Annotated in this window: 16 protein-coding genes, 1 pseudogene and 1 riboswitch; of the genes and pseudogenes, 7 read left to right on the plus strand and 10 right to left on the minus strand. The window is 61.2% G+C overall.

The window, feature by feature from the left end:
• Positions 1 to 37: 37 nt before the first annotated feature.
• The 5 genes from U862_RS0104605 to U862_RS0104625 form a co-directional block, all read right to left on the minus strand.
• On the minus strand, positions 38 to 2,770 hold the full coding sequence (locus tag U862_RS0104605; RefSeq protein ID WP_025109309.1) for a LuxR C-terminal-related transcriptional regulator: 2,733 nt from the start codon (positions 2,768 to 2,770) through the stop codon (positions 38 to 40).
• A 170-nt stretch (positions 2,771 to 2,940) separates the two neighbouring features.
• A complete protein-coding gene (locus tag U862_RS0104610; protein WP_025109310.1) occupies positions 2,941 to 4,305 on the minus strand; it encodes a DUF1329 domain-containing protein in 1,365 nt (454 codons plus the stop codon).
• Positions 4,306 to 4,333: 28 nt separating this feature from the next.
• Positions 4,334 to 6,223 carry a DUF1302 domain-containing protein gene (locus tag U862_RS0104615; protein WP_025109311.1) on the minus strand — a complete coding sequence of 630 codons (1,890 nt, stop codon included), beginning with the start codon at positions 6,221 to 6,223 and terminating at the stop codon, positions 4,334 to 4,336.
• A gap of 337 nt (positions 6,224 to 6,560) precedes the next feature.
• Positions 6,561 to 8,243: a fatty acid--CoA ligase gene (locus tag U862_RS0104620; RefSeq protein WP_025109312.1), complete on the minus strand. Its 1,683-nt coding sequence runs from the start codon at positions 8,241 to 8,243 to the stop codon at positions 6,561 to 6,563.
• A 146-nt stretch (positions 8,244 to 8,389) separates the two neighbouring features.
• Entirely contained in the window at positions 8,390 to 9,574 is a 1,185-nt protein-coding gene (locus U862_RS0104625; RefSeq protein WP_025109313.1) for an MFS transporter, read from the minus strand.
• Positions 9,575 to 9,674: 100 nt separating this feature from the next.
• Between U862_RS0104625 and U862_RS0104630 the strand changes: the two genes are divergently transcribed.
• The gene (locus U862_RS0104630) at positions 9,675 to 10,439 is read left to right on the plus strand and encodes a helix-turn-helix domain-containing protein (RefSeq protein WP_025109314.1); all 765 of its coding nucleotides are present in this window, start codon (positions 9,675 to 9,677) and stop codon (positions 10,437 to 10,439) included.
• Between the two features lie 122 nt (positions 10,440 to 10,561).
• Here the strand turns inward: U862_RS0104630 and U862_RS0104635 are convergent, their stop codons facing one another.
• On the minus strand, positions 10,562 to 11,191 hold the full coding sequence (locus tag U862_RS0104635; RefSeq protein ID WP_003228086.1) for a LysE family translocator: 630 nt from the start codon (positions 11,189 to 11,191) through the stop codon (positions 10,562 to 10,564).
• A 242-nt stretch (positions 11,192 to 11,433) separates the two neighbouring features.
• Between U862_RS0104635 and U862_RS0104640 the strand changes: the two genes are divergently transcribed.
• The 3 genes from U862_RS0104640 to U862_RS0104650 all read left to right on the plus strand — a co-directional run bounded on the left by U862_RS0104640 (position 11,434) and on the right by U862_RS0104650 (position 14,268).
• Complete coding sequence (locus U862_RS0104640; protein WP_025109315.1) at positions 11,434 to 12,399, plus strand: 2-hydroxyacid dehydrogenase; 966 nt, start codon at positions 11,434 to 11,436, stop codon at positions 12,397 to 12,399.
• Between the two features lie 33 nt (positions 12,400 to 12,432).
• The gene (locus U862_RS0104645) at positions 12,433 to 13,431 is read left to right on the plus strand and encodes a class I SAM-dependent methyltransferase (RefSeq protein ID WP_025109316.1); all 999 of its coding nucleotides are present in this window, start codon (positions 12,433 to 12,435) and stop codon (positions 13,429 to 13,431) included.
• A gap of 40 nt (positions 13,432 to 13,471) precedes the next feature.
• A riboswitch (yybP-ykoY riboswitch) is annotated at positions 13,472 to 13,594 on the plus strand.
• Between the two features lie 89 nt (positions 13,595 to 13,683).
• Positions 13,684 to 14,268, plus strand: coding sequence for a TMEM165/GDT1 family protein (locus U862_RS0104650; protein ID WP_025109317.1), 585 nt, complete (start codon positions 13,684 to 13,686; stop codon positions 14,266 to 14,268).
• Between the two features lie 138 nt (positions 14,269 to 14,406).
• Here the strand turns inward: U862_RS0104650 and U862_RS0104655 are convergent, their stop codons facing one another.
• On the minus strand, positions 14,407 to 15,225 hold the full coding sequence (locus tag U862_RS0104655) for a M48 family metallopeptidase (RefSeq protein ID WP_025109318.1): 819 nt from the start codon (positions 15,223 to 15,225) through the stop codon (positions 14,407 to 14,409).
• Positions 15,226 to 16,578: 1,353 nt separating this feature from the next.
• On the opposite strand from U862_RS0104655, the pseudogene U862_RS31375 reads away from it, so the two are divergent.
• Positions 16,579 to 16,776: pseudogene (locus tag U862_RS31375) on the plus strand (HAMP domain-containing protein); the annotation flags it as partial.
• 111 nt (positions 16,777 to 16,887) lie between these two features.
• On the plus strand, positions 16,888 to 17,631 hold the full coding sequence (locus U862_RS31380; protein ID WP_371262557.1) for a methyl-accepting chemotaxis protein: 744 nt from the start codon (positions 16,888 to 16,890) through the stop codon (positions 17,629 to 17,631).
• 98 nt (positions 17,632 to 17,729) lie between these two features.
• Here the strand turns inward: U862_RS31380 and U862_RS0104665 are convergent, their stop codons facing one another.
• From U862_RS0104665 to U862_RS0104675, 3 genes are read right to left on the minus strand one after another with little or no spacing between them, the layout of a single operon-like run.
• Positions 17,730 to 18,353, minus strand: coding sequence for an SOS response-associated peptidase (locus U862_RS0104665; RefSeq protein WP_025109320.1), 624 nt, complete (start codon positions 18,351 to 18,353; stop codon positions 17,730 to 17,732).
• A 36-nt stretch (positions 18,354 to 18,389) separates the two neighbouring features.
• A complete protein-coding gene (locus U862_RS0104670) occupies positions 18,390 to 18,650 on the minus strand; it encodes a putative signal transducing protein (protein ID WP_025109321.1) in 261 nt (86 codons plus the stop codon).
• Between the two features lie 9 nt (positions 18,651 to 18,659).
• Positions 18,660 to 18,842: a CPXCG motif-containing cysteine-rich protein gene (locus U862_RS0104675; RefSeq protein WP_020799766.1), complete on the minus strand. Its 183-nt coding sequence runs from the start codon at positions 18,840 to 18,842 to the stop codon at positions 18,660 to 18,662.
• Between the two features lie 142 nt (positions 18,843 to 18,984).
• Between U862_RS0104675 and U862_RS0104680 the strand changes: the two genes are divergently transcribed.
• Positions 18,985 to 20,148 carry a 1-acyl-sn-glycerol-3-phosphate acyltransferase gene (locus U862_RS0104680; RefSeq protein ID WP_025109322.1) on the plus strand — a complete coding sequence of 388 codons (1,164 nt, stop codon included), beginning with the start codon at positions 18,985 to 18,987 and terminating at the stop codon, positions 20,146 to 20,148.
• Positions 20,149 to 20,171 lie beyond the last annotated feature (23 nt).

Genomic DNA, 20,171 nt, shown 5'->3' on the forward strand with positions numbered 1-20,171 from the left:
GGGGCGTTTTGTTTGCGTCGGTGTAGCGCTCCAAGGCTCAGGTCAACATCCCCATTTCCTTGGCGCGCGCCACCGCCTGTGTGCGTCGCTCAACCCCCAGTTTGCTGTTGATATGGCTGGCATGGGTTTTCACCGTGTGCAGCGAGATAAACAACTGCTCGCTGATTTCCTGATTCGAACAGCCCTGGGCAATCAAACGCAGCACTGCCAGTTCGCGACTGCTGAGTTGTTCGGCAGCCGCGGACTCAATGACCGGCCGTGCTGGCACCTGCGGAAAATGCGCCAGCAACTGCTGTCCCGCAAGCGCCGGTGAGTTGTGCAATTGGCTGCGCAACCAGTCCGAATGCTCTCTGAGCAGGGCGTCAAACGGCTGCATCACGCCGCCAGCCGCCGCTTCCAGCGCCTGGCCCAACGCCCTGCGCGCCTCGGGTTCGCGGCCATTGCCCAGCAGCAACATCACTTTCTGCGCCAGCGCCATCACACACAGCAACTGCCGACCGGTTTGCTGACCGTTTTCCAGCAACACGTTCAACCGCCCTTCCGCGAGCATCGGCTGTCCCTGAATCACATCGAGCAACGCCTGTTGCAACTCGACGTGCAATGGCAGTTGTGGATGAAACTCGGGGGGTGCCGCTGCGCGTTCGCCGGTGTAGGTCTGGCCCAGTCGCGCCAGCCAGGCTTCAGCCAGATCGGTGCGCCCTTGCGCCAGCCACAGTTCGCATTTGACCAGGGTGATCATCGCCAGATAGTAGATCGGCGGCACGTCCCAGATGTGCATCAGGCGTTCGGCTTCGGCGAGTTCGGCGAAGGCCTTGGCAAACTCACCGGCGCTACCGTCCAGACGGGCGATCACGCAGTGGCCGATCAATACGCTGATATCGCGGCAAGCCCGCGCTTCTGCCAGGCCAGTCAGCAATCGAGCCCGCGCCTGCTGGGGTTGCAAGCGCATGGACAACAGAAAACCTTCATACAGCGTCAGTCGCGCACGTACCGCGTACAAACGTTGCGGGGACAGACCACGCAACCGTTCCAGGCCCTGATGCACTTCATCCAGCGCACGCAGAATTTCCCCGCGCGCCTGCAACACCCGCGCCCGGTCGTAATGCGCCAGCGCCTCGAACAACGGGTTGCCGACGCGTTGCGCCAGCTCGAGGGATTCTCGATTCAAGCCCCGGGCCCGCCACAGGTCGCCGTCGGCAATCGCCAGATTGGATAACGTGGACAGGCACATCAGCCGTTGCCCATAACGCTTGACCGGCAGGCTTTCCAGCGCCTCGCTGCAATAGCGCTGGGTCAGCTCACGATGCCCGCGCCCACGGGCAATGATTCCGCTGAGCGCCAGCCACTGCGCGAGCATCGACTTCTGCGCGGAGGCCGAGGGTGCCGGCAGGAAGCGGCTCAGATGACTCGACAACTCTTCGGCAGCATCGAGCTGACAGGCCAGCCCCAGCGCCCAGCTGTACAGCACGATCAACCGAGGCGTGCTGATCAGCAGGCTGTCGGGCAAGTCCATTTTCCAGCGCAACAACATGCCGACGTTCTGCTCGGCGAGCAGTTGTTCCTCGGACAGGTTCTGCACCAGATTCGCTGCCACATCCAGATGCCCCGCGCGCAAGGCCTGCTCCACCGCTTCATCCAGCAAGCCTTGGGCGTTGAACCAGCGACAGGCACGCAGATGTAATGTCGCGGCGGGCACCAGAGTCTGGGCCACGGGTCGGCTGCGTAGCAGATCGGAAAACAGATGGTGGTAGCGATACCAGTGACCGTGTTCGTCCAGTGGCACCAGAAACACCTGATGCGCCAACAGAAACCGCAGGATCTCGGCGCTGTCATGGGCTTCGCGCACTGCATCGCACAGTTCGCTGCAGAAACGCTCTTGAGGCGCGGTGTCATACAGAAATGACTGTACCTCGGCCGGCAGGCAATCGATGACTTCTTCCAGCAGGTAATCGCGGATCAGCCCTTCCCCGCCGTTCAGTGCCGGTGGCAACGCCGCCTCGCTGCCGGCCTCGGAGACCGCGAGCAACCAGAAGCGCAACCCGGCCACCCAGCCCTCACTGCGCTGGATCAGGTTCTCCAACGCCTCGCCGCGCAATGAACTGCTGTGCCGATCGAGCAGCGTCAGGGCTTCATCATGGGTCAGGCGCAGATCCTGCTCATGCAGTTCGAGCAACTGGCGTGACAGGCGCAGGCGCGCCAGATGCCAGTCCGGGCGCTGGCGACTGGTGACCATGACCAGCAAGCCGTCGGGCAAATGATTGAGGAAAAACTGCAGGCAACGGTCGAGTACCGGCCCTTGGGCGAGATGGTAATCGTCGAGCACCAGCAACAGCGGCGCGGTCGGTTGCAACTGCAGCGCCAGCTCATCGAGCAAACCGTCGAGCCATTCTTCGAAGGCAAACGGCTGATGGCGCTGGCGCATTTTCAACAGCCCGAGCGCGCGACTGCCCAGGTCTGGAAAGTAATCCTGCAGCCCTTCCAGCAACCGCTCGAGAAACCGTCCCGGGTCGTTATCCCGCGGGCTGAGACCTAACCACAGACTCTGCCAGTGCGCTGGCAGGCTCTGACAAAACTCCACCGCCAGCGAACTCTTGCCGAAACCTGCAGGTGCGCAGACCAGCAACAGACGTCCACCGAGTCCGGCGCTCAGGCGTTCACACAGACGCGGTCGCAATACGTAGCCGTCAGGCAACGGCGGGCGAAAGAAACGCCCGTCCAGTGTCGCGACGGCAACGCTTGCAGGACCCGGTAGCGGGGACAGATCAGTCATGGCCGGCTCTTGTTTGAATGGCTGTTGGCGGCGTAGCAGATGTCCGCAGACTAGCCTTAAACGGCGTGCATATGAAGTTGTTGCTACAAATGGCTACAAAATCGCAACGCAAAAAAAACGCCCCGAACCAGTCGGGGCGTTTTTTCGAGGATGCGGCCTCTGGTGACAGCTTAGCGGATACCGTCCTGGCCCAGGTTGCCCGGCTGGAATTCGCTCTTGGTGGCAGAGAAGCCGAAGTCATACGCCGATTTCTCTTCGTTCTTCATGCCCAGTGCCAGGTAGCGGCCCGATTGCAGGTCGTACAAGGCTTCCAGCGCGTACCACGGCACTTGCTTGTCGTAGTAATCCTCGGCATGCGCCTCGGCCACACGCCACAGCTGACCGCGACCGTCGTAGTGGTCGATGACGGCTGCCTGCCAGGTGTCTTCGTCGATGTAGAAGTCACGTTTGGCATAGATGTGACGCTGACCCGGTTTCAGGGTTGCCACCACGTGCCAGACACGACGCAGCTCGTAGCGAGTCAGGTCCTGGTTGATATGACCAGCCTTGATGATGTCGGTGTACTTGAGGGTCGGCGAGTCGATCTTGTAGCTGTTGGAGGCAATGTAGATTTCTTTCTTGCCTTCAAGCTTCCAGTCGTAGCGATCCGGTGCACCGTTGTACATGTCCAGGTTGTCGGAGGTACGCAGACCGTCCGCGGCAGTACCCGGGCCGTCATAGGACACTTGCGGTGCCTGACGCACGCGGCGCTGACCGGTGGCGTAGACCCACGCCTTGCGCGGCTCCTTCACCTGGTCGAGGGTTTCATGCACCAGCAGCACGGTACCGGCCAGACGCGCCGGTGCGGTCACTTTCTGCTTGAAGTAGAACAGGATGTTGCCCGGGTTGGCCGGATCGTAGTCCTTCATCTTGTCGCGGAACACGAACTGGTCCTGGAAATACACCAGGCTGAACGAGCCGTTGGTTTGCGGCGTCGCCTGGGTCACCAGACGGGTCACGCTGCCACCGCGATAACGGGTGATGTGGTTCCAGATCACTTCCAGGCCACTTTTCGGAATCGGGAACGGCACGGCGGTATCGAAGTTTTCCAGACCGTTGCCGCCAGCGACCAGATTGGTGGTGGTGGCGTTTTTCTTGATGGCGGCGAACACGTCATCCGGCACGGTCGAGCCGCGATGGGACGGGTAGACCGGCATTTTGAAGGTGTCCGGGTAGCGCTTGAACATCGCGTACTGGCCCGGGGCGAGCTTGTCCTTGTACTGGTCGACGTTCTGCGCAGTGATGGTGAACAGCGGTTTTTCACTGCCGAACGGATCGGACAGGAAGCCCTTGCTGTCGACCGTGCCGGCATTTTTCGGCAGCGGTTTCCAGGCCGGGATCGAACCGTCGGCGTTACCGGCCATTTCGGCGCCCATCGGGGTCAGGCTCTTGCCCAGCTTGTCGGCTTCGGCGGCGGGAACGGCCGCCATGACGCTGGTCGCCAGCAACGACAATCCCAGAACACCGGCGTGGAACAGACTCTTTGTTATTTTCATATGTATGTTCGTCCTGAAAAAACTCTGCTTAGAAGTTCACGCCAACGCTGAGGGCAACGAAGTCACGATCATCCACTGTGCTGTAGTCGCCACCAAAGAAGTTGGTGTAGGCCAGACTCGCGGTGTAGGTGTTCTGGTATTCGGCATCCAGACCGAGGCTGATGGCCTTGCGACCTTCCTCGAAGTTGCCGCCAGGGCCTGGCGAGTAACCTTTCACGTCATGGGACCAGGCCACGTTCGGCTTGAGGTTCACACCGGCGAACACGTCGCTGTAATCCCAGATTGCACGAGCGCGGTAGCCCCAAGAAGTGGCCGTGGTGAAACCGTCGTTGTTGCAGTTGCTGGAAACGTTGTCGCGCGAAGCCCCTGGGCCGGCACCGTTGATGGTGGAGGTGTTAAGGATCTGCGAGCAGGTGTTGAGGCCACCGGTCGATGGCAGCTCACCCGGGCCGAACACTGGGTCGCGGCCGTAACGGGCTTCGGATTTGCTTTCCAGCCCACCGACGTGGGTCACGCCGACTTCACCCACCAGGGTCAACCGGTTGGCGCCCATCACCTGATCGAAGAAGTGCGTCAGGGTGGTTTGCAGCTGGGTGATTTCCTTGCGGTTGTAACCGTGCAGGTCCTGCCCCGGCACACCGTTGAGAATCGACGCGTTGGTCAACGCCCCGCCCAATGGACGTACGCCGGCAAACAGAATGTCGGTGGAGTTCAACTGCACCGGGGCATTCGGCCGGTAGCTGACCTCGCCGCTCCACGCCGTACCGGTAGGCAGGGTGGTGGAGAAGCTCAGGCCGTAGAGGCGAATGTCCTCAGGGTATTCGATGAAGTATTCCGAGTTGCCCGCGACCACCAGCGGCCCCAGTGCCTGGAACGGACCTGGCAACGCCTTGACGCCGTTATAGATCGACTGAGGCGCACCGGTGGCGCTGAAGATCGGCGCACGGCTGTGATAGTTCATGAAGTAGGCGCCGAACTCGGTGGCCAGCGGATCGAACATGTACTTGGCGGAAACGCCCCACTGCCCGCTGTCACGCGCGTTGCGGTTTGGCGAACGGCGCACCAGCACACCTTCTTCGTTGACATCGACACCAGCGTTCGCCAACGGGCCGAGCGCAATGCCCGGAATCGTCGAGCGTTTGTTCAGCACCCGCAGGTTGTCATCGCAACCGGTGGTCACGATGTCCGGCTGCGAGAAGAATGTGCCGCAGTTGTCGGTCACGGTCTTCTGCCAGTCGATCTGATAGAAGCCTTCGGCCGAGAGGTTTTCAGTGATGCTCTGGGACACGTAGAACATGTTGACCGGGATCAGGCCTTCCTTGATCTCGGCACCTGGACGACGGAACGCGGAAACGTCGATCGGGTTGATCGAGTTGATACCGCCACCAATGAAGGTACTTTCACCCCAGTTCACCACCTGCTTGCCCAGACGCACCGAACCCGGCTCATCGGCAATCGAGTAGTTGTGGTAAACGAAGGCGTCGAGGATCTGCCCGCCGGAAGAGCGCGCCGCGACATCGCGGTTGTGGTTGCTGACGTCCTTGTATTCCAGGTCCTGATTCTGCAGCGCGAAGTCGTACCAGTATTTGCCCCGGACGAAGACCCCGGTGTCGCCGTATTTCAATTCGAGATCATGGATGCCCTTGAAGATCTTCGAGAAGGCCTGGCCGCTCTTGAAGTTCAGGTGGCCGTCGTCGGAGGTCTGGGACAAGCCCTTGCCGCCGTTGTTGACACCAATAAGATCCTTGTTCGGCTGCTGAGTCGAGATACTCATGCCCAGGGAGAGCGAGGAGTCGAACTGACCTTCGATTTCACCGACGTTGAAACTGACGCCGAATGCGGGCCCGGCGAGCGTAGAGGCAAGACTGACGGCCAGAGGCAGTTTAGCCCGGCGCCAGAACTGGTTTACTGATGTCATCGACGCTACTCCATGTGCATTATTGTTATGGCAGTGAGTACTTTTAAAAACGCCTGGAAGACCGGGAGCCAGTAGCCGCCCGACGTCACTCCAAAGTTGCATCGCCCCGTGTTGTGCGTGTGCCCCGTTCTTAAAAATCCTTGAGCGGACTATAGCCAGCAGGTGGTACTGCTTGATCCCTCTAAAGTGTGATTTGCAGCTGCCGGCCACTCTGGAACAGTCCTTTCGCCAGTCCGACACATGTCGGCCCCGCAAGGATGGCTGAAAATTCGGATTTAACAAGCCAAGCGCTTGCTTGGTGGGGCTGGCGCGCCGTTTTCGGCGCGCCAGCAGACGCTCAGAGCGTCGAGAGGAAGGTGCTGTTGTTGGCCTGCCATTCGGTGATGTCGAGGCGGATGCGCTTCTTGTCGAGTTTGCCGACACTGGTCTTGGGAATTTCAGTAACAAGGGCGATCTGGCTCGGAATCGCCCACTTGCTCAGGTGCCCCAATTCCACGAACGGCTTGAGGTGTTCCTTGAGCTCGCGTGCGCCGATCTCGTGCCCTTCACGGATCACCAGCAGCGCAAACGGGCGCTCGCCCCACTGCGGATCGGCAATCCCCACCACTGCTACTTCACGTACCGCCGCGTGACGGCTGATCAGGTCTTCGAGGTCCAGCGAGGAGATCCATTCGCCGCCGGTCTTGATCACGTCCTTGATCCGGTCGCGAATGTCGATCACGCCCATGCTGTCGAGCGTCGCCACATCACCGGTGTGCAACCAGCCGCCGGCCCACAGCTCGGCGCCCTTCTGCGGCTCGTTGAAATAGCCTTCGGTGAGCCACGGCGCACGCAGCACCAGTTCGCCCTGGGTTTCGCCATCGGCGGGCAGGAAGTTGCCTTCGCTGTCGACGATCGCCGCTTCCACCAGCGGCCCCGGCACACCGGCCTTGATCCGGTAAGTGGTGCGCTCGTCTTCGGTGCCGGCCATCAGTTCGTCGTTCAGGTGCGCACACGACACCAGCGGCCCGGTCTCCGACATGCCGTACGCCGCCGTCAGCTGAATGCCCCGGGACTTGGCGGTTTCATACAGCGTACGGTTGAGCGCACTGCCGCCGATGACGATTTTCCAGCCAGCGAAATCGGTGCCTTGCGCGCCTTTGGCATTGAGCAGCATCTGCAGGATGGTCGGCACGCAGTGGGAGAACGTGACCTTCTCCTTGCGCCACAGTTCGACTAGGAATTCGGGGTCGTAACGCCCCGGATAAACCTGCTTGAGCCCGAGCATGGTCGCCACGTAGGGCAGGCCCCAGGCATGCACGTGGAACATCGGGGTGATCGGCATGTACACGTCGTTGGTGCCGAGCAAGCGTACGCTGTCGATCGCCCCCATGATGGTCGACACGCCCATGGTGTGCAGTACCAGTTGCCGATGGGTGAAATACACGCCCTTCGGGTTGCCGGTGGTGCCCGTGGTGTAAAACGTGGTGGCGACCGAGTTCTCGTCGAAGTCCTGGAAGTCGTACTGCGGACTCGCGGCGGCCAGCAGTTGCTCGTACTCGCCGACCAGGTTCGGCAGCTCGGCAGTCTTTTCCGGCAGATCGGTCAGCAGCAGGGTGTTCTCCACCGTGGTCAGGTGCGGTGCGATGGCCTGGTACAGCCCGACGAACTCGCTGTTGACCAGCACAAAGCGGTCCTCGGCGTGGTTCATGGTGTAGAGGATCTGCTCCGGCGACAGGCGCACGTTGATGGTATGAATCACGGCGCCGATCATTGGAATGGCGAACATGCATTCCAGGTAGCGATGGCTGTCCCAGTCCATCACCGCCACGGTGTCACCCGCCTTCACACCGGCCGCCGTCAACACGTTGGCCAGTCGCGCCACACGTTCGATCAGGGTCGGATAGCTGTAACGCAACTGGTCTCGGTAGATGATCTCGCGGGTTTTCTCGTAACGGGCGCCGGACATCAGCAGCCGTTTGATCAGCAATGGATACTGGTAGGCCCCATCGGCCGGGGGAATGACGCGAGTCTGCAACATATGAATCCCTTTTCTGGCTGCACGGTGTTGGCGTAGAGAGCATTACTCTAGAGCCGTTATACCCCAGCCAAATCAGCCAAAGGAATGATTTGCAGAGCCGTACAAATGCTAGCTTTGCGCCAGCATTTGCCGGTATTCAGCGTCGATCAGGCCGTTTGCCCTACAGCCGCTTCGGAGGGTGTGCGTGGGAAAACCACGGCCGCGAGGAAGGTCAATACGCCAAAGCCCGCCAGAATCAAGTAAAGCCCGACAAAACCATGGCGCGGTTCGACATAGGCAATCAGCGGAATCGCCGTCGCACTGGCACCGAACGACAGGCAGTAACGCAGGGCGAATACCCGTGACTGCCACTGCGGCGCAACGAAATTGGCGACCATCGAGTCGTTCACCGTCACCTGGCCGAACACCACGAACATGAACGCCGCACCGAGCACGATCACCGCCCAGCCATCGACATACGCCATGGCGTACAACAGCGGCGCCTGACACAGCGTCAAGACAAGAAACGGCCATTTCAAACTGACCCGGTGCAGCACCTGGCCGATGCTCAATTGCGCCACTGCCCCGAAGGCATACGCCAGGCTGACCACCACGCCAAGGGTTTGCGGCGAGGCGAACAGATCATGCAGACGCTCCTGAAACAGCTTCGGGTAAGTCATGGTCGTGGCATTGAACACCACGCCACCGGTGGCAGTGGCCAGCGCCAACACGGTGAACACCGTGACCATCGAAATCCGTTGCCCCGCAGCGCCTTTCAGGGCGGTGTGCGCACGGTGCGGGATCAGCTCCTCACGCACCTGCCAGGCAAAGCCGACTCCCAGCGCAATCGCCACCACACCCGGCAACACGAAGGCCGAACGCCAGCCGAACTGCGCCACCAGCAACCCGGTGATCAGCGCCGAAAACGCCACGCCGAGGTTGCCCCACATGCCGTTGATGCCAATTTCCCGCCCGCGGTTCTGCGCGTAGGCCACCAGCATCGCGGTGCCCACCGGGTGGTAGATCGCGGCAAAAATGCCAATCAGGGTCAGCCCCGCCACCAGCATCGTCGAGCCGTTGCTCAGCCCGGTGAAGATCGCCGAGGCGCCGATGCCGAAGAAAAATACCAGCATCATCTGCCGTCGGCTCCAGCGATCCCCCAGCCAGCCGGCCGGAAGCGAACACGCCCCAAAGGCGATGAAGCCGCCCAGCGACAGCCCGATCAGCGCGGCGTAGTCGAGGCCGAAGGCCTGGGTCATGCCGAGCACGGCAGCGGGAAAAATCAGCATGAACATGTGGTCGATCACATGGGCGGCGTTGACGTAGCGTATGACGTTTCGAGATTGATTCATGGCGGCACGCTTGTGTTTGTAATGGGCGGATTGTTGTCAGCGGCCCTATGCTAAGTTGGCGAAAAAGCGCATACCTGCCAACCAGATCATTGAATCAGACATGTTAATCACCCATTTCGAACACGGCCCGGTGAGCGCCTATCCCCGGGATTATCTGGACGGCGCACACCAGCCGCTGCACCTGCACCGCGAGGCGCAGTTGTTGTATGCCGTGCGAGGGATCATGCGGGTGGTCACCGACCTCGGTGCCTGGGTGATTCCGCCGAGCCGCGCGGTGTGGATTGCACCGCATGTCGCGCACGAGATATTCATGTCCGGCGATGTGCAGATGCGCTCGCTGTTCATCTCCCCCGAATTGTCACCACCCAGCCTGCAACAGTGCTGCGTGCTGGCGGTGACGCCGCTGCTGCGCGAGCTGATCCTGCGCGCCGTGCAGGGCCCGCCGCATGCGGACAATCCGCTGATCCAGCAATTGATGCTGGAAGAACTCGCCAGCCTGGAATACCTGCCGCTGCACATTCCGATGCCCACTGACCGGCGCCTGCAAAACATCTGCATGGCGTTGCTGCACACACCGGATCACCCCAACACCCTGGAAGACTGGGCGCAGCAGGTCGGCGCCAGCTCACGCACCCTGGCGCGGCTGTTCCAGCGACAACTGAAGATGAGTTTCAACGCCTGGCGCCAGCAACTGCGCCTGATGGAAGCCCTGCCGCGCCTGCTCGCCGGGGACAGCGTGCAAAGCGTGGCGCGAGACCTGGGTTACGGCAGCGCGCGGGCGTTCAGCGCGATGTTTCGCCGTTTGCTCGGGGAGAATCCGCGCGAATACCTCAACACCCTGAGCAAACTCAGCAAACTTGTGTAGGAATCGCCTCGCTCCCCTCTGGGAGCGGGCTCGCGAAAGTGGTCTTCCAGTCACCTATGAAGTCGACTGATCCGACGCATTCGCGAGCAAGCCCGCTCCCACATTTTGATCGCAGCCAGTCCTTAATGCATCTCGGTGAACGCGAGTTTCACGCCGATGGCGATCAGCACCGCGCCCATGGTGCGGTCGAACCAGTGACCCATGCGGGCGAAACCGGCGCGTACACGTTGCTGGCTGAACAGCATGGCCACCAGGCAGAACCAGACAGCCGTCGCGACCGCGAGGTAAACCCCGTAACCGGCCTGCACCGCCAGTGGGGTGTGCGGGTTGATCACCACGGTGAACAGCGAGAGGAAGAACAGCGTGGCTTTCGGGTTCAGGCCGTTGGTGACGAAGCCCGACGTGAAAGCGCCGCGCGCGGTACGCACACCGGCTTCCTTGTGCAGATCGTCGGTAACGGTTTTCGCCGGTTGCGCACGCAAGGCCTTGAAGCCGATGTACAGCAGGTAAGCGGCGGCGGCCCATTTCAAGGCGTTGAACAGCACAATCGATTGCGACACGATCAGGCCGATGCCCAGCAGCGAATAACCGACATGCAGGAAAATCGCCGTGCCGACACCCAGTGCCGTCCAGGTACCGGCACGTCGGCCATGGGTCACGCTCTCACGCACCACCACGGCGAAGTCCGGGCCGGGACTGGCCACGGCCAGCAGATGGATCAGTGCAACGGTCAAGAATTCGGTCCAGTACATGGGGGCTCCTCTGGGGTCGATCATCAGTTTGGACACATCACCCGACTGCGTTTCCCTGTGGGAGCGGGCTTGCTCGCGAACGGCGCTGTGTCAGACAACCTTTATTGACCTGACACGCCCTCTTCGCGAGCAAGCCCGCCCCCACAGGACTTGTGAGCGCCTCGGGCACTGAGTAACCAATTGTTTCATCTGGTAGGCTCGGCAGATTACGCCTTCCGTTCACCGCACAAAAGGTACAGTTGATGACGAACCCGCGCCGCGCCGTATTCCTTGATCACCCGTCTCTGGATCTCGGCGATCTCGACCTCAGCCCGTTGCGCGCCTGCTTCAGCGACCTGCAACTGTTCGCCCAGACCTTGCCCGAACAGGTCAGTGAGCGCCTGCAGGGTGCCACTGTGGCGATCACCAACAAGATCCGCATTGACGCCGCCGCGATGGTCGCCAACCCCGAGCTGAAGCTGATCCTGATCACCGCGACCGGCACCAACAACGTCGATCTGGACGCGGCCCGCACCCACGGCATCAGCGTGTGCAACTGTCAGGGTTACGGCACGCCATCGGTGGCGCAGCACACGATCATGTTGCTGCTCAACCTCGCCACGCGCCTGGCTGATTACCAGAACGCGGTGGGCGAAGGTCGCTGGCAGCAGGCGAAACAGTTCTGCCTGCTCGACTACCCGATCGTCGAACTGGAAGGCAAAACCCTCGGCCTGCTCGGTCATGGCGAACTCGGCGGCGCCGTCGCACGACTGGCCGAAGCGTTTGGCATGCGGGTCCTGCTCGGGCAGATTCCGGGCCGACCTGCCCGACCGGATCGCCTGCCGCTGAACGAATTGCTGCCGCAGATCGACGCCCTGACCCTGCATTGCCCGCTCAACGAACACACCCGCCACTTCATCGGCGCCCGCGAACTGGCGGCGATGAAGCCCGGCGCATTTGTGGTCAACACCGCCCGTGGCGGTTTGATCGACGAGCAAGCCCTGGCGGACGCCTTGCGCAACGGTCACCTCGGCGGTGCGGCCACCGATGTGTTGAGCGTCGAACCACCGGTCAATGGCAATCCATTGCTGGCCGCCGATATCCCGCGGCTGATCGTCACCCCGCACAACGCCTGGGGCAGTCGCGAGGCGCGGCAGCGCATCGTCGGCCAATTGACCGAAAACGCGCAGGCGTTCTTCAGCGGTAAAGCGCTGCGGGTCGTCAGTTGATAAACTGCGGCACTTTTTTTCCAAGGAGCAGTTATGGATCCGCGCAGTGAAGTACTGCTTCGTCAGGCCGAGTTATTCCAGGGTTCGCTGTTGTTGGCCGGTCTGCCCGCCGACGATTTGCTCGGGCGTCTGCCCAATGCGTTCGGCTGGTGCTGGCATGCCGGCGATCAGGCCGCACTCGATGCGCGCTTCGAAGGCCGCAGCCATTTCGGCGTGAGCGTGCCGGAGCGCGAGTTCGACAACGCGGTGGTGTTTTTGCCCAAGTCCAAGGATTTGACCGATTACATTCTCAACGCCGTGGCCGCGCGTCTGGCCGGGCGCGAGGTGTTTCTGGTGGGGGAAAAGCGCAGCGGTATCGAAGGCGCATCGAAACAGCTCAACCCGTTCGGCAAGCCACGCAAACTCGACAGCGCCCGTCACTGCCAACTATGGCAAGTCACCGTGGCCAATGCGCCTGAAGCCAAATCGCTGGAAAGCCTGGCGCAGACTTATGAGCTGCCCTTGGCCGAAGGCCCGTTGAAAGTCATCAGCCTGCCGGGCGTGTTCAGCCATGGTCGACTGGATCGCGGCAGCGCCCTGCTGCTGGAGCATCTGGACAAACTGCCGAGCGGACACTTGCTCGATTTCGGCTGCGGTGCCGGTGTGCTGGGCGCGGCGGTCAAGCGTCGCTACCCGCACAATCAGGTGACCTTGCTCGACGTCGATGCCTTCGCTGCCGCCAGCAGCCGCCTCACCTTGGCCGCCAACGGTCTGGAAGCCGAGGTGCTGACCGGTGACGGCATCGATGCCGCGCCGATGGGTTTGAACGCGATTCTGAGCAATCCGCCGTTCCACGTCGGGGTGCACACCGATTATTTCGCCACCGAGAACTTGCTGCGAAAAGCAGCTAAACATCTGAAAAACGGCGGCGAACTGCGGCTGGTCGCGAACAGCTTCCTGAAATATCAGCCACTGATCGAAGAGCATCTGGGCGTGTGCGCGATCAAGGCCGAGGGCAATGGTTTCCGCATCTACCGCGCCAAGCGTGGCTGAAAATTAGCACTTGCCGAATGGATTCTGCCTAGGCAGAATCCGCTCCGTCCTAGGGGAGTAGTCTCCCACGAGCGCCAAGCTCGTCCGGCATACGTCAACATACTTGATCCTCAGATCATGGCGTATGCGACCCAAGCGTCCGCACCAGACGGATCGCAGGGTTTGACAAGACCTATGACACGCACACCTTACCCGGGGCGGGAAGGCTGTACGTGTCATAGCCGTGTCGACCCGCCCCTTAGGAAAATCCTGATGCTGGACTCGTTACTCGTTCCCACCGCAATCGTTGCCTTGGCCGAAATCGGCGACAAGACGCAACTGCTCGCGCTGATTCTCGCCGCTCGCTTTCGCAAACCCTGGCCGATCATTGCCGGTATCGTCGCCGCGACCCTGGCCAACCACGCGGCAGCCGGTGCGGTAGGCGCCTGGTTCGGCAGTTTCTTCTCAGACGCGGTGCTGCACTGGATTCTCGCTGCAAGCTTCACCGCCACTGCCCTGTGGACTTTGGTCCCGGACAAGATGGACGACGATGAAGCCAGCACCGCGCGCAAGTTCGGCCCCTTCCTGACCACGCTGATCGCGTTCTTCCTGGCCGAAATCGGTGACAAGACGCAGATCGCCACGGTGATGCTGGCGGCGCAATATCCGGAGCTGTGGCTGGTGATTATCGGTACGACGGCGGGCATGTTGATTGCCAACGTGCCGGTGGTATTGGCGGGTAATTTTGCCGCTGACAAATTGCCGCTGACCTTGATCCGTCGCCTGGCGGCTTCGGCGTTCTTCATTCTGGCGATCGTTGCGGTGTACAAGGCGATGCAGAGCAGTGGCTGGGTTTAACGGCGTCAGTCGATAGACCGCGTTATCGCTCTTCGGCGGAACGCCGCCCGGAGACAAGCCCGTTCCCACAGTGGAATGCATTCCAAAGGTGGGAGCGGGCTTGCTCGCGAAGGGGCCATCAGCCTCGCTGCAAAACCGTCAGGATTTCGGAGCTTTTTCGTACAGCGGCATCACCTTCGGAATCGCCGCCTGCAACGAAGCGATCCGGCTGGACGAGGCCGGGTGTGTGCTCATGAATTCCGGCGGTGCGCCTTCCGAGGCCTTGCTCATCTTGTTCCACAAGGTGATCGCCGCATTCGGGTTGTACCCGGCGCGTGCTGCCAGCTCGAGGCCGATCAGGTCGGCTTCGTTTTCGTTGGCGCGACTGTTGGGCAAGGTCATGCCGTAGTTGGCAACGGTGTCAGCCAGCGCCAGGCTGTCCTGACCCAGACCGAACAACGCCCCCGCACCCTGCTTGGCCATCTCGATCCCGTAAGCCTTGGACATCGCTTCACGACCGTGCTCGCGCAGGGCGTGGGCGATTTCATGGCCCATCACCGCGGCGATTTCATCGTCAGTGAGTTTCAGGCTATCGATCAGCCCGGTGTAGAAAATGATCTTGCCGCCAGGGCCGCAGTTGGCGTTGAGTTCATCACTCTTGATCAGGTTGACTTCCCACTGCCATTGCGCGGCATCGGGGCGGAAGTTCGGCGCCTGGGCAATCAGCCGGTTGGCAATCGCCTGAACCCGCTTGGCCTCGGGGCTGGTTTTGTCCAGCACGCCTTTGCTCGACGCCTCGCCAACGGTCTTCTGATAGGACTGGGCATACATCTGGTCGACCTCTTGCGAGGACAGCATGCTGAACATGTACTGCTTGCGCTCCACGCCCACGGCTCCGCCGCTGGTGGTGTTGACCGACTGACAACCGGCCAGCAGCAGCGCTGCGCTCAGTGCACTTACAACCAATGTCTTGTTCATTCAAAAGCTCCCTGAAAACATGCCGCGTATCCTAGGCGGGTAATTGTATCGACGCCAGATACAACAGACGTGTTGCATGCACTTTCAGAAGTCGCCGGCTGCCCCTGTAGGAAAAAATTCACAGGGCCGCGCAGAGCCCTCTGCAACTGCGTCGCGCACTGATCCATTTGCGACATCCTCTATCCATAGTTCCGCTCAGCACTCATGGCGCAATGCCTGCTGCCGATACAACAGCGCAGACGTCCTCTCGCGTGCGGAGCTCCCATGAAGTTCAAGTCGATCCAGTTTTCCGTCGCCGCCCTGGCCGGCGCCATCGTCCTCAGCGTGGTTGCCGCGCTGGTGCTGTACGCGCTGTTTTCCGGCGCCCGCACCCAAGACATGGTGCAACAGCGCACTCAGGCACAATTCGAACAAGTCATCGAACAACGCCTGACCTCGCTGGCCCAGACCCAGGTCAGCCAGATCCAGCGCGAACTCGAGGCGCCGCTGCTGATTGCTGGCGGACTGGTGCGCGTCAACGCGCTGCTCGGCACACCGGGCGCCGATGGTCAGCCGCGCCTGACCGTCAGCCGCGAGCAGTTGATCAGTCTGATCAAGGAGAACGTCGAGAAGAACCCGAAGATTCTCGGCACCTACATCGGCTGGGAAAAGAACGCACTGGACCACAATGATGCGGCCTACGTCGGCACCAGCGTGGTCGGCATCGATGCGGCGAACGGGCGCTTCCTGCCATGGTGGTTCCGCAATGACGACGGCACCCTCGGCCTGGACAAACTGGTGGACGTCGACGACCAGAAAGTCCTCTCCACCGGCGTGCGCGCCAGCGAGTATTACCTGTGCTCGAAAGAGAGCAAGAAAGCCTGCGTGATCGATCCGGCGCCCTATAAGGTCGGCGACAAGATCGTCATGCTCGCCTCGTTTATTGAACCGATCATGCTCAACGGTGCGTTCCAGGGCATTGTCGGCGCCGACCTGTCGGTGAACTTCATCCAGGAAATGCTCCTCGCTGCCAACCAGAAACTGTACAGCGGCGCCGGGCAGATGGCCCTGATCGGCGGCAACGGCCGGATCGTCGCCTACACCAAGGACCCGAGCAAATTCGGCGAGAAGGTCAGCGACATTCTCGACGCCGAGCAGATCGCCAACATGGCCAATCTCAAGCGCGGCGAAGTCACCTACTCAGTCAACAAGGACAAGGGCCGCATCGAGTTGTACCTGCCGTTCGGCATCGGCCAGACCGACGCCCGCTGGACCTTGATGCTGCAATTGCCGCTGAACGCAGTGATGGCCGATCTGCAGAAACTCCAGGCCGACCTTGATGCCCAGCGCAAATCCGATACGTTCGGCATGGCCATGGTCGGTCTGATCATCGCAGGCGTCGGCCTATTGGTGATCTGGCTGGTGGGCCACGGTATCGCCCGACCGCTCAAGCAAATGGTCGCCATGCTGGATGACATTGCCAAGGGTGAAGGCGATCTGACCCGTCGCTTGAGCAGTGATCGCAGCGACGAACTGGGTTCGATTGCCAAGGGTTTCAACACCTTCCTCGCCAAGCTGCAGGCGATGATCACGCAGGTGGTGACGTCGGTGCAGAGCGTCAGCGATTCCTCCGAACACACCGCCGACATCGCCATTCGCACTAACATCGGCATTCAGAAACAAATGGCCGAGATCGATCAGGTCGCCACTGCCGTGCAGGAAATGACCGCGACTGCGCAAGACGTCGCGCGCAACGCCACCCAGGCCGCGCAAGCCGCCAGCCACGCTGATCAGGCGGCCGGACAAGGCATGCAGATTGTCCGTGACACCTCGAATTCGATTGGCGTGCTGGCGGTGGAAATCGGCAAGGCCGTGGACGTGGTGCAGACCCTGGCCAAGGACAGTGAGAACATCAACGCGATCCTCACTGCCATTCGCGGGATCGCCGAACAGACCAACCTGTTGGCGCTGAACGCAGCGATTGAAGCGGCGCGTGCCGGCGAACAGGGGCGCGGCTTTGCGGTGGTGGCGGACGAGGTGCGCAATCTGGCGCAGAAGACGCAGAAGGCCACCGAAGAAATCCAGACCATGATCCAGCAACTGCAACAGGGTACCCGCGACGTGGTGCGGGTCATGGAAGACAGTCAGAGCCGCACCGACGAAAGCGTGCAGCACGCGGCGAAAGCCGCGCAAGCGCTGGAGACGATTACCCAGGCGGTGTCGGTGATCAACGACATGAACACGCAGATCGCCAGCGCGGCAGAAGAGCAGAGCGCGGTGGCGGATGACATCAACCGCAATGTGATCAATATCGGCCAGGTGGCGAATGAAGTGGCGGGGGGTGCGGATGAGTCGAGTTCGGCGAGTGCCGATCTGACCAAGTTGGCGGAACAGCAGCGGCGGTTGATCAACCAGTTCAAGGTCTGATCCGAAATCGCCTTCGCGAGCAGGCTCGCTCCCACAGTTGAAATGCATTCCAATGTGGGAGCGAGCCTGCTCGCGAAGGGGCCCGCACGGACAATGCATCAACCCGGGGTCAGACACTCCGGCCCGTTGAGTTTCGGATCATTCACCAGGTTCGCCAACACCCGCTCGCGCAATGCGGCAGGTTCACTGGCCAGCAAGCCCTGCAACACATGCAGCGGCGTCTCGGGATCGAGCCAGGCTGCTTGCCCCGCCTCATCGAGAATCAGCGGTCGACGCTGACTGGCCGCCGGCTGAGTGATCACTGCCGCGCTCAGCCACACCTGCTCCTGCACCGGATACGCTTCCCAGATCGCCGCGAAAAACAGCGAAGAGCCCTCCCCCGGCGTCAACCAGTACGGGCGCTTGCGCACGGTGCCGCGCCATTCGTAGAAACCATTGGCCGGCAGCAGGCAGCGACGCAGGCGCAGCGCTTCGCGAAACATCGGTTGTTCGGCCACCGTCTCGGCCCGGGCATGTGCGGGGGTTTTCGACAGATCGGTCAGCCACGGCGGCGTCAGGCCCCAACGGGCGCGGGCCAGCGTGCGCTGGCCGCCGACCTCGGCACGCAGCATCAACACCGAATCATTGGGGGAAATGTTCCACTGCGCCTGCTGATCGGCGGGAAAACCAGGCAGGGCCGCGAAGTCACGGTTCCAGCGAAACAGGGCATAACGTCCACACATGGGGCAACACGACTCAGAAGTAAAACGAACGCCAGCCTAACAGACCAACGTGCCGGGGAAGCTCTCCGGTTCATCGCCGGGCAGCGGCAGCGCAGCATTGTACGCGGTGATCAGCTCGCGGGCGTACTCGGCCTGATCGTTATCGACAGACAATCCCAGCAATCCGAAAATCGGCAACTCGCCCGTACCACCGAGCAGATCGCGGCCGACCAGATGCGCCTCGATGCCTTCGCTGGCAAGCATGCCCTTGAGCATTTCGCCTTCCATCAGGTTTTCCGGCTCGTAGATTCGCTGCATGGGCGCCCCTCACTCGTTTTCGCTGAAGACTTCCAGAAACCAGTCCTCGCCGTGAACCTGCAACACAAACGTGATCGGTCGACAACACACCTGACAGTCCTCGATGTAGGTCTGATCGCCGCCGGACAGATCGACAGTCGTTTCGACTTCCTCACCACAATACGGACATTCGTACAGTGCGCTCTCCAGCATCGCGGTCTCCCAAGTGACTTGTGCGTATAATCGCCGGTCTATTTGCAGGGCTATTTTTGTCTGGCTACTTTTTCAGACCGTGCCCCGCGGCTTTTCGATCAAAACCTTTACTTACCCTAGCCGTTTCCAACAAGAGAGCATGATGGGCGAATTCGATGCCATCCGACCTTACGACGACAGCGAAGTACCTGTGGTACTGGCAAGACTGCTCGGCGACAAGGCGTTTCTAGATATCCTCACCCACTTCCGCTTCCCGCGTTTTGCCGGTGCCTTCGGCTGGATGCTCAAACCACTTATAGCCCATCGGCTGCGTCGTGAGTTCGCCGGCGTGACTTCGGTGGCGACTTTGCAGGACAAGGTCGAGTCCTACGTCGACCACACCATCGAGCGCGCCACCGATGGCGTGACCTACACCGGGGTCGAGCAATTCAAGTCCGGCAGCGCTTATCTGTTCATCGCCAACCACCGCGATATCGTGATGGACCCGGCCTTCGTCAACTACGCCGTGTACCACGCCGGCCTGCCGACGCCACGCATCGCGATTGGCGACAACCTGCTGCAGAAGCCGTTTGTCAGCGACCTGATGCGCCTGAACAAGAGCTTCATCGTGCATCGTTCGATCACCGGCCGTCGCGAGAAAATGGCCGCGTACCAGCTGCTGTCGGCGTACATCAACCACTCGATCCGCAACGATTGCGCCTCGATCTGGATCGCTCAGGCCGAAGGCCGGGCCAAGGACGGCGATGACCGTACCGAGTCGGCGATCCTCAAGATGTTCCACATGAGCCGCAAGGACGAGCCGTTCGGCGAAGTCATCCAGTCGCTGAACCTGACCCCGGTGTCGATCAGCTACGAATACGACCCGTGCGATCAGGCCAAGGCCCGCGAGCTGTACATCCGCGCCACCACCGGCACCTACGCCAAGGCGCCGGGCGAGGATGACGTGAGCATTGCCAAGGGCATCACCGGCTACAAGGGCCGGGTGCACGTGAACTTCGCCGCGCCGATCAGCGAGCTGTTCGAAGACACCAAGCAATTGGCGGTCGAGATGGACAAGCAGATTCTCGGCGGTTACCGCCTGTTCCCGGTGCATTACCTGGCGTACGCGCAGTGGGCCGATGCCGATCCGCAACTGAACGTGCCGAAAGCGGCCGAGGTATTCCCGGCCGATGAACTGGCCAAGGCACAGGAAGAATGGCAGAGCCGACTGGACGCCTGCCCTGAAGAGCACCGTCCGTATCTGGTGCTGCAATATGCGACGCCGGTGCGCAATCAGTACCGGGTCAAGGCTGGGTTGCCGCTGTAAGCACGCATAGCGGAGCCTTTGTG

This window comes from Pseudomonas sp. H1h (assembly GCF_000633255.1).
GTDB lineage: Bacteria > Pseudomonadota > Gammaproteobacteria > Pseudomonadales > Pseudomonadaceae > Aquipseudomonas.

Bases quoted from the DNA above. Each gene is read 5' to 3' on its own strand.
- U862_RS0104680 (WP_025109322.1), top strand. From the start codon at position 18,985: ATGGGCGAATTCGATGCCATCCGACCTTACGACGACAGCGAAGTACCT.
- U862_RS0104625 (WP_025109313.1), bottom strand. From the start codon at position 9,574: ATGAATCAATCTCGAAACGTCATACGCTACGTCAACGCCGCCCATGTG.
- U862_RS0104645 (WP_025109316.1), top strand. From the start codon at position 12,433: ATGGATCCGCGCAGTGAAGTACTGCTTCGTCAGGCCGAGTTATTCCAG.
- U862_RS31380 (WP_371262557.1), top strand. From the start codon at position 16,888: ATGGCCGAGATCGATCAGGTCGCCACTGCCGTGCAGGAAATGACCGCG.
- U862_RS0104640 (WP_025109315.1), top strand. From the start codon at position 11,434: ATGACGAACCCGCGCCGCGCCGTATTCCTTGATCACCCGTCTCTGGAT.
- U862_RS0104630 (WP_025109314.1), top strand. From the start codon at position 9,675: ATGTTAATCACCCATTTCGAACACGGCCCGGTGAGCGCCTATCCCCGG.
- U862_RS0104650 (WP_025109317.1), top strand. From the start codon at position 13,684: ATGCTGGACTCGTTACTCGTTCCCACCGCAATCGTTGCCTTGGCCGAA.
- U862_RS0104635 (WP_003228086.1), bottom strand. From the start codon at position 11,191: ATGTACTGGACCGAATTCTTGACCGTTGCACTGATCCATCTGCTGGCC.
- U862_RS0104665 (WP_025109320.1), bottom strand. From the start codon at position 18,353: ATGTGTGGACGTTATGCCCTGTTTCGCTGGAACCGTGACTTCGCGGCC.
- U862_RS0104675 (WP_020799766.1), bottom strand. From the start codon at position 18,842: ATGCTGGAGAGCGCACTGTACGAATGTCCGTATTGTGGTGAGGAAGTC.
- U862_RS0104610 (WP_025109310.1), bottom strand. From the start codon at position 4,305: ATGAAAATAACAAAGAGTCTGTTCCACGCCGGTGTTCTGGGATTGTCG.
- U862_RS0104615 (WP_025109311.1), bottom strand. From the start codon at position 6,223: ATGACATCAGTAAACCAGTTCTGGCGCCGGGCTAAACTGCCTCTGGCC.
- U862_RS0104620 (WP_025109312.1), bottom strand. From the start codon at position 8,243: ATGTTGCAGACTCGCGTCATTCCCCCGGCCGATGGGGCCTACCAGTAT.
- U862_RS0104655 (WP_025109318.1), bottom strand. From the start codon at position 15,225: ATGAACAAGACATTGGTTGTAAGTGCACTGAGCGCAGCGCTGCTGCTG.
- U862_RS0104670 (WP_025109321.1), bottom strand. From the start codon at position 18,650: ATGCAGCGAATCTACGAGCCGGAAAACCTGATGGAAGGCGAAATGCTC.
- U862_RS0104605 (WP_025109309.1), bottom strand. From the start codon at position 2,770: ATGACTGATCTGTCCCCGCTACCGGGTCCTGCAAGCGTTGCCGTCGCG.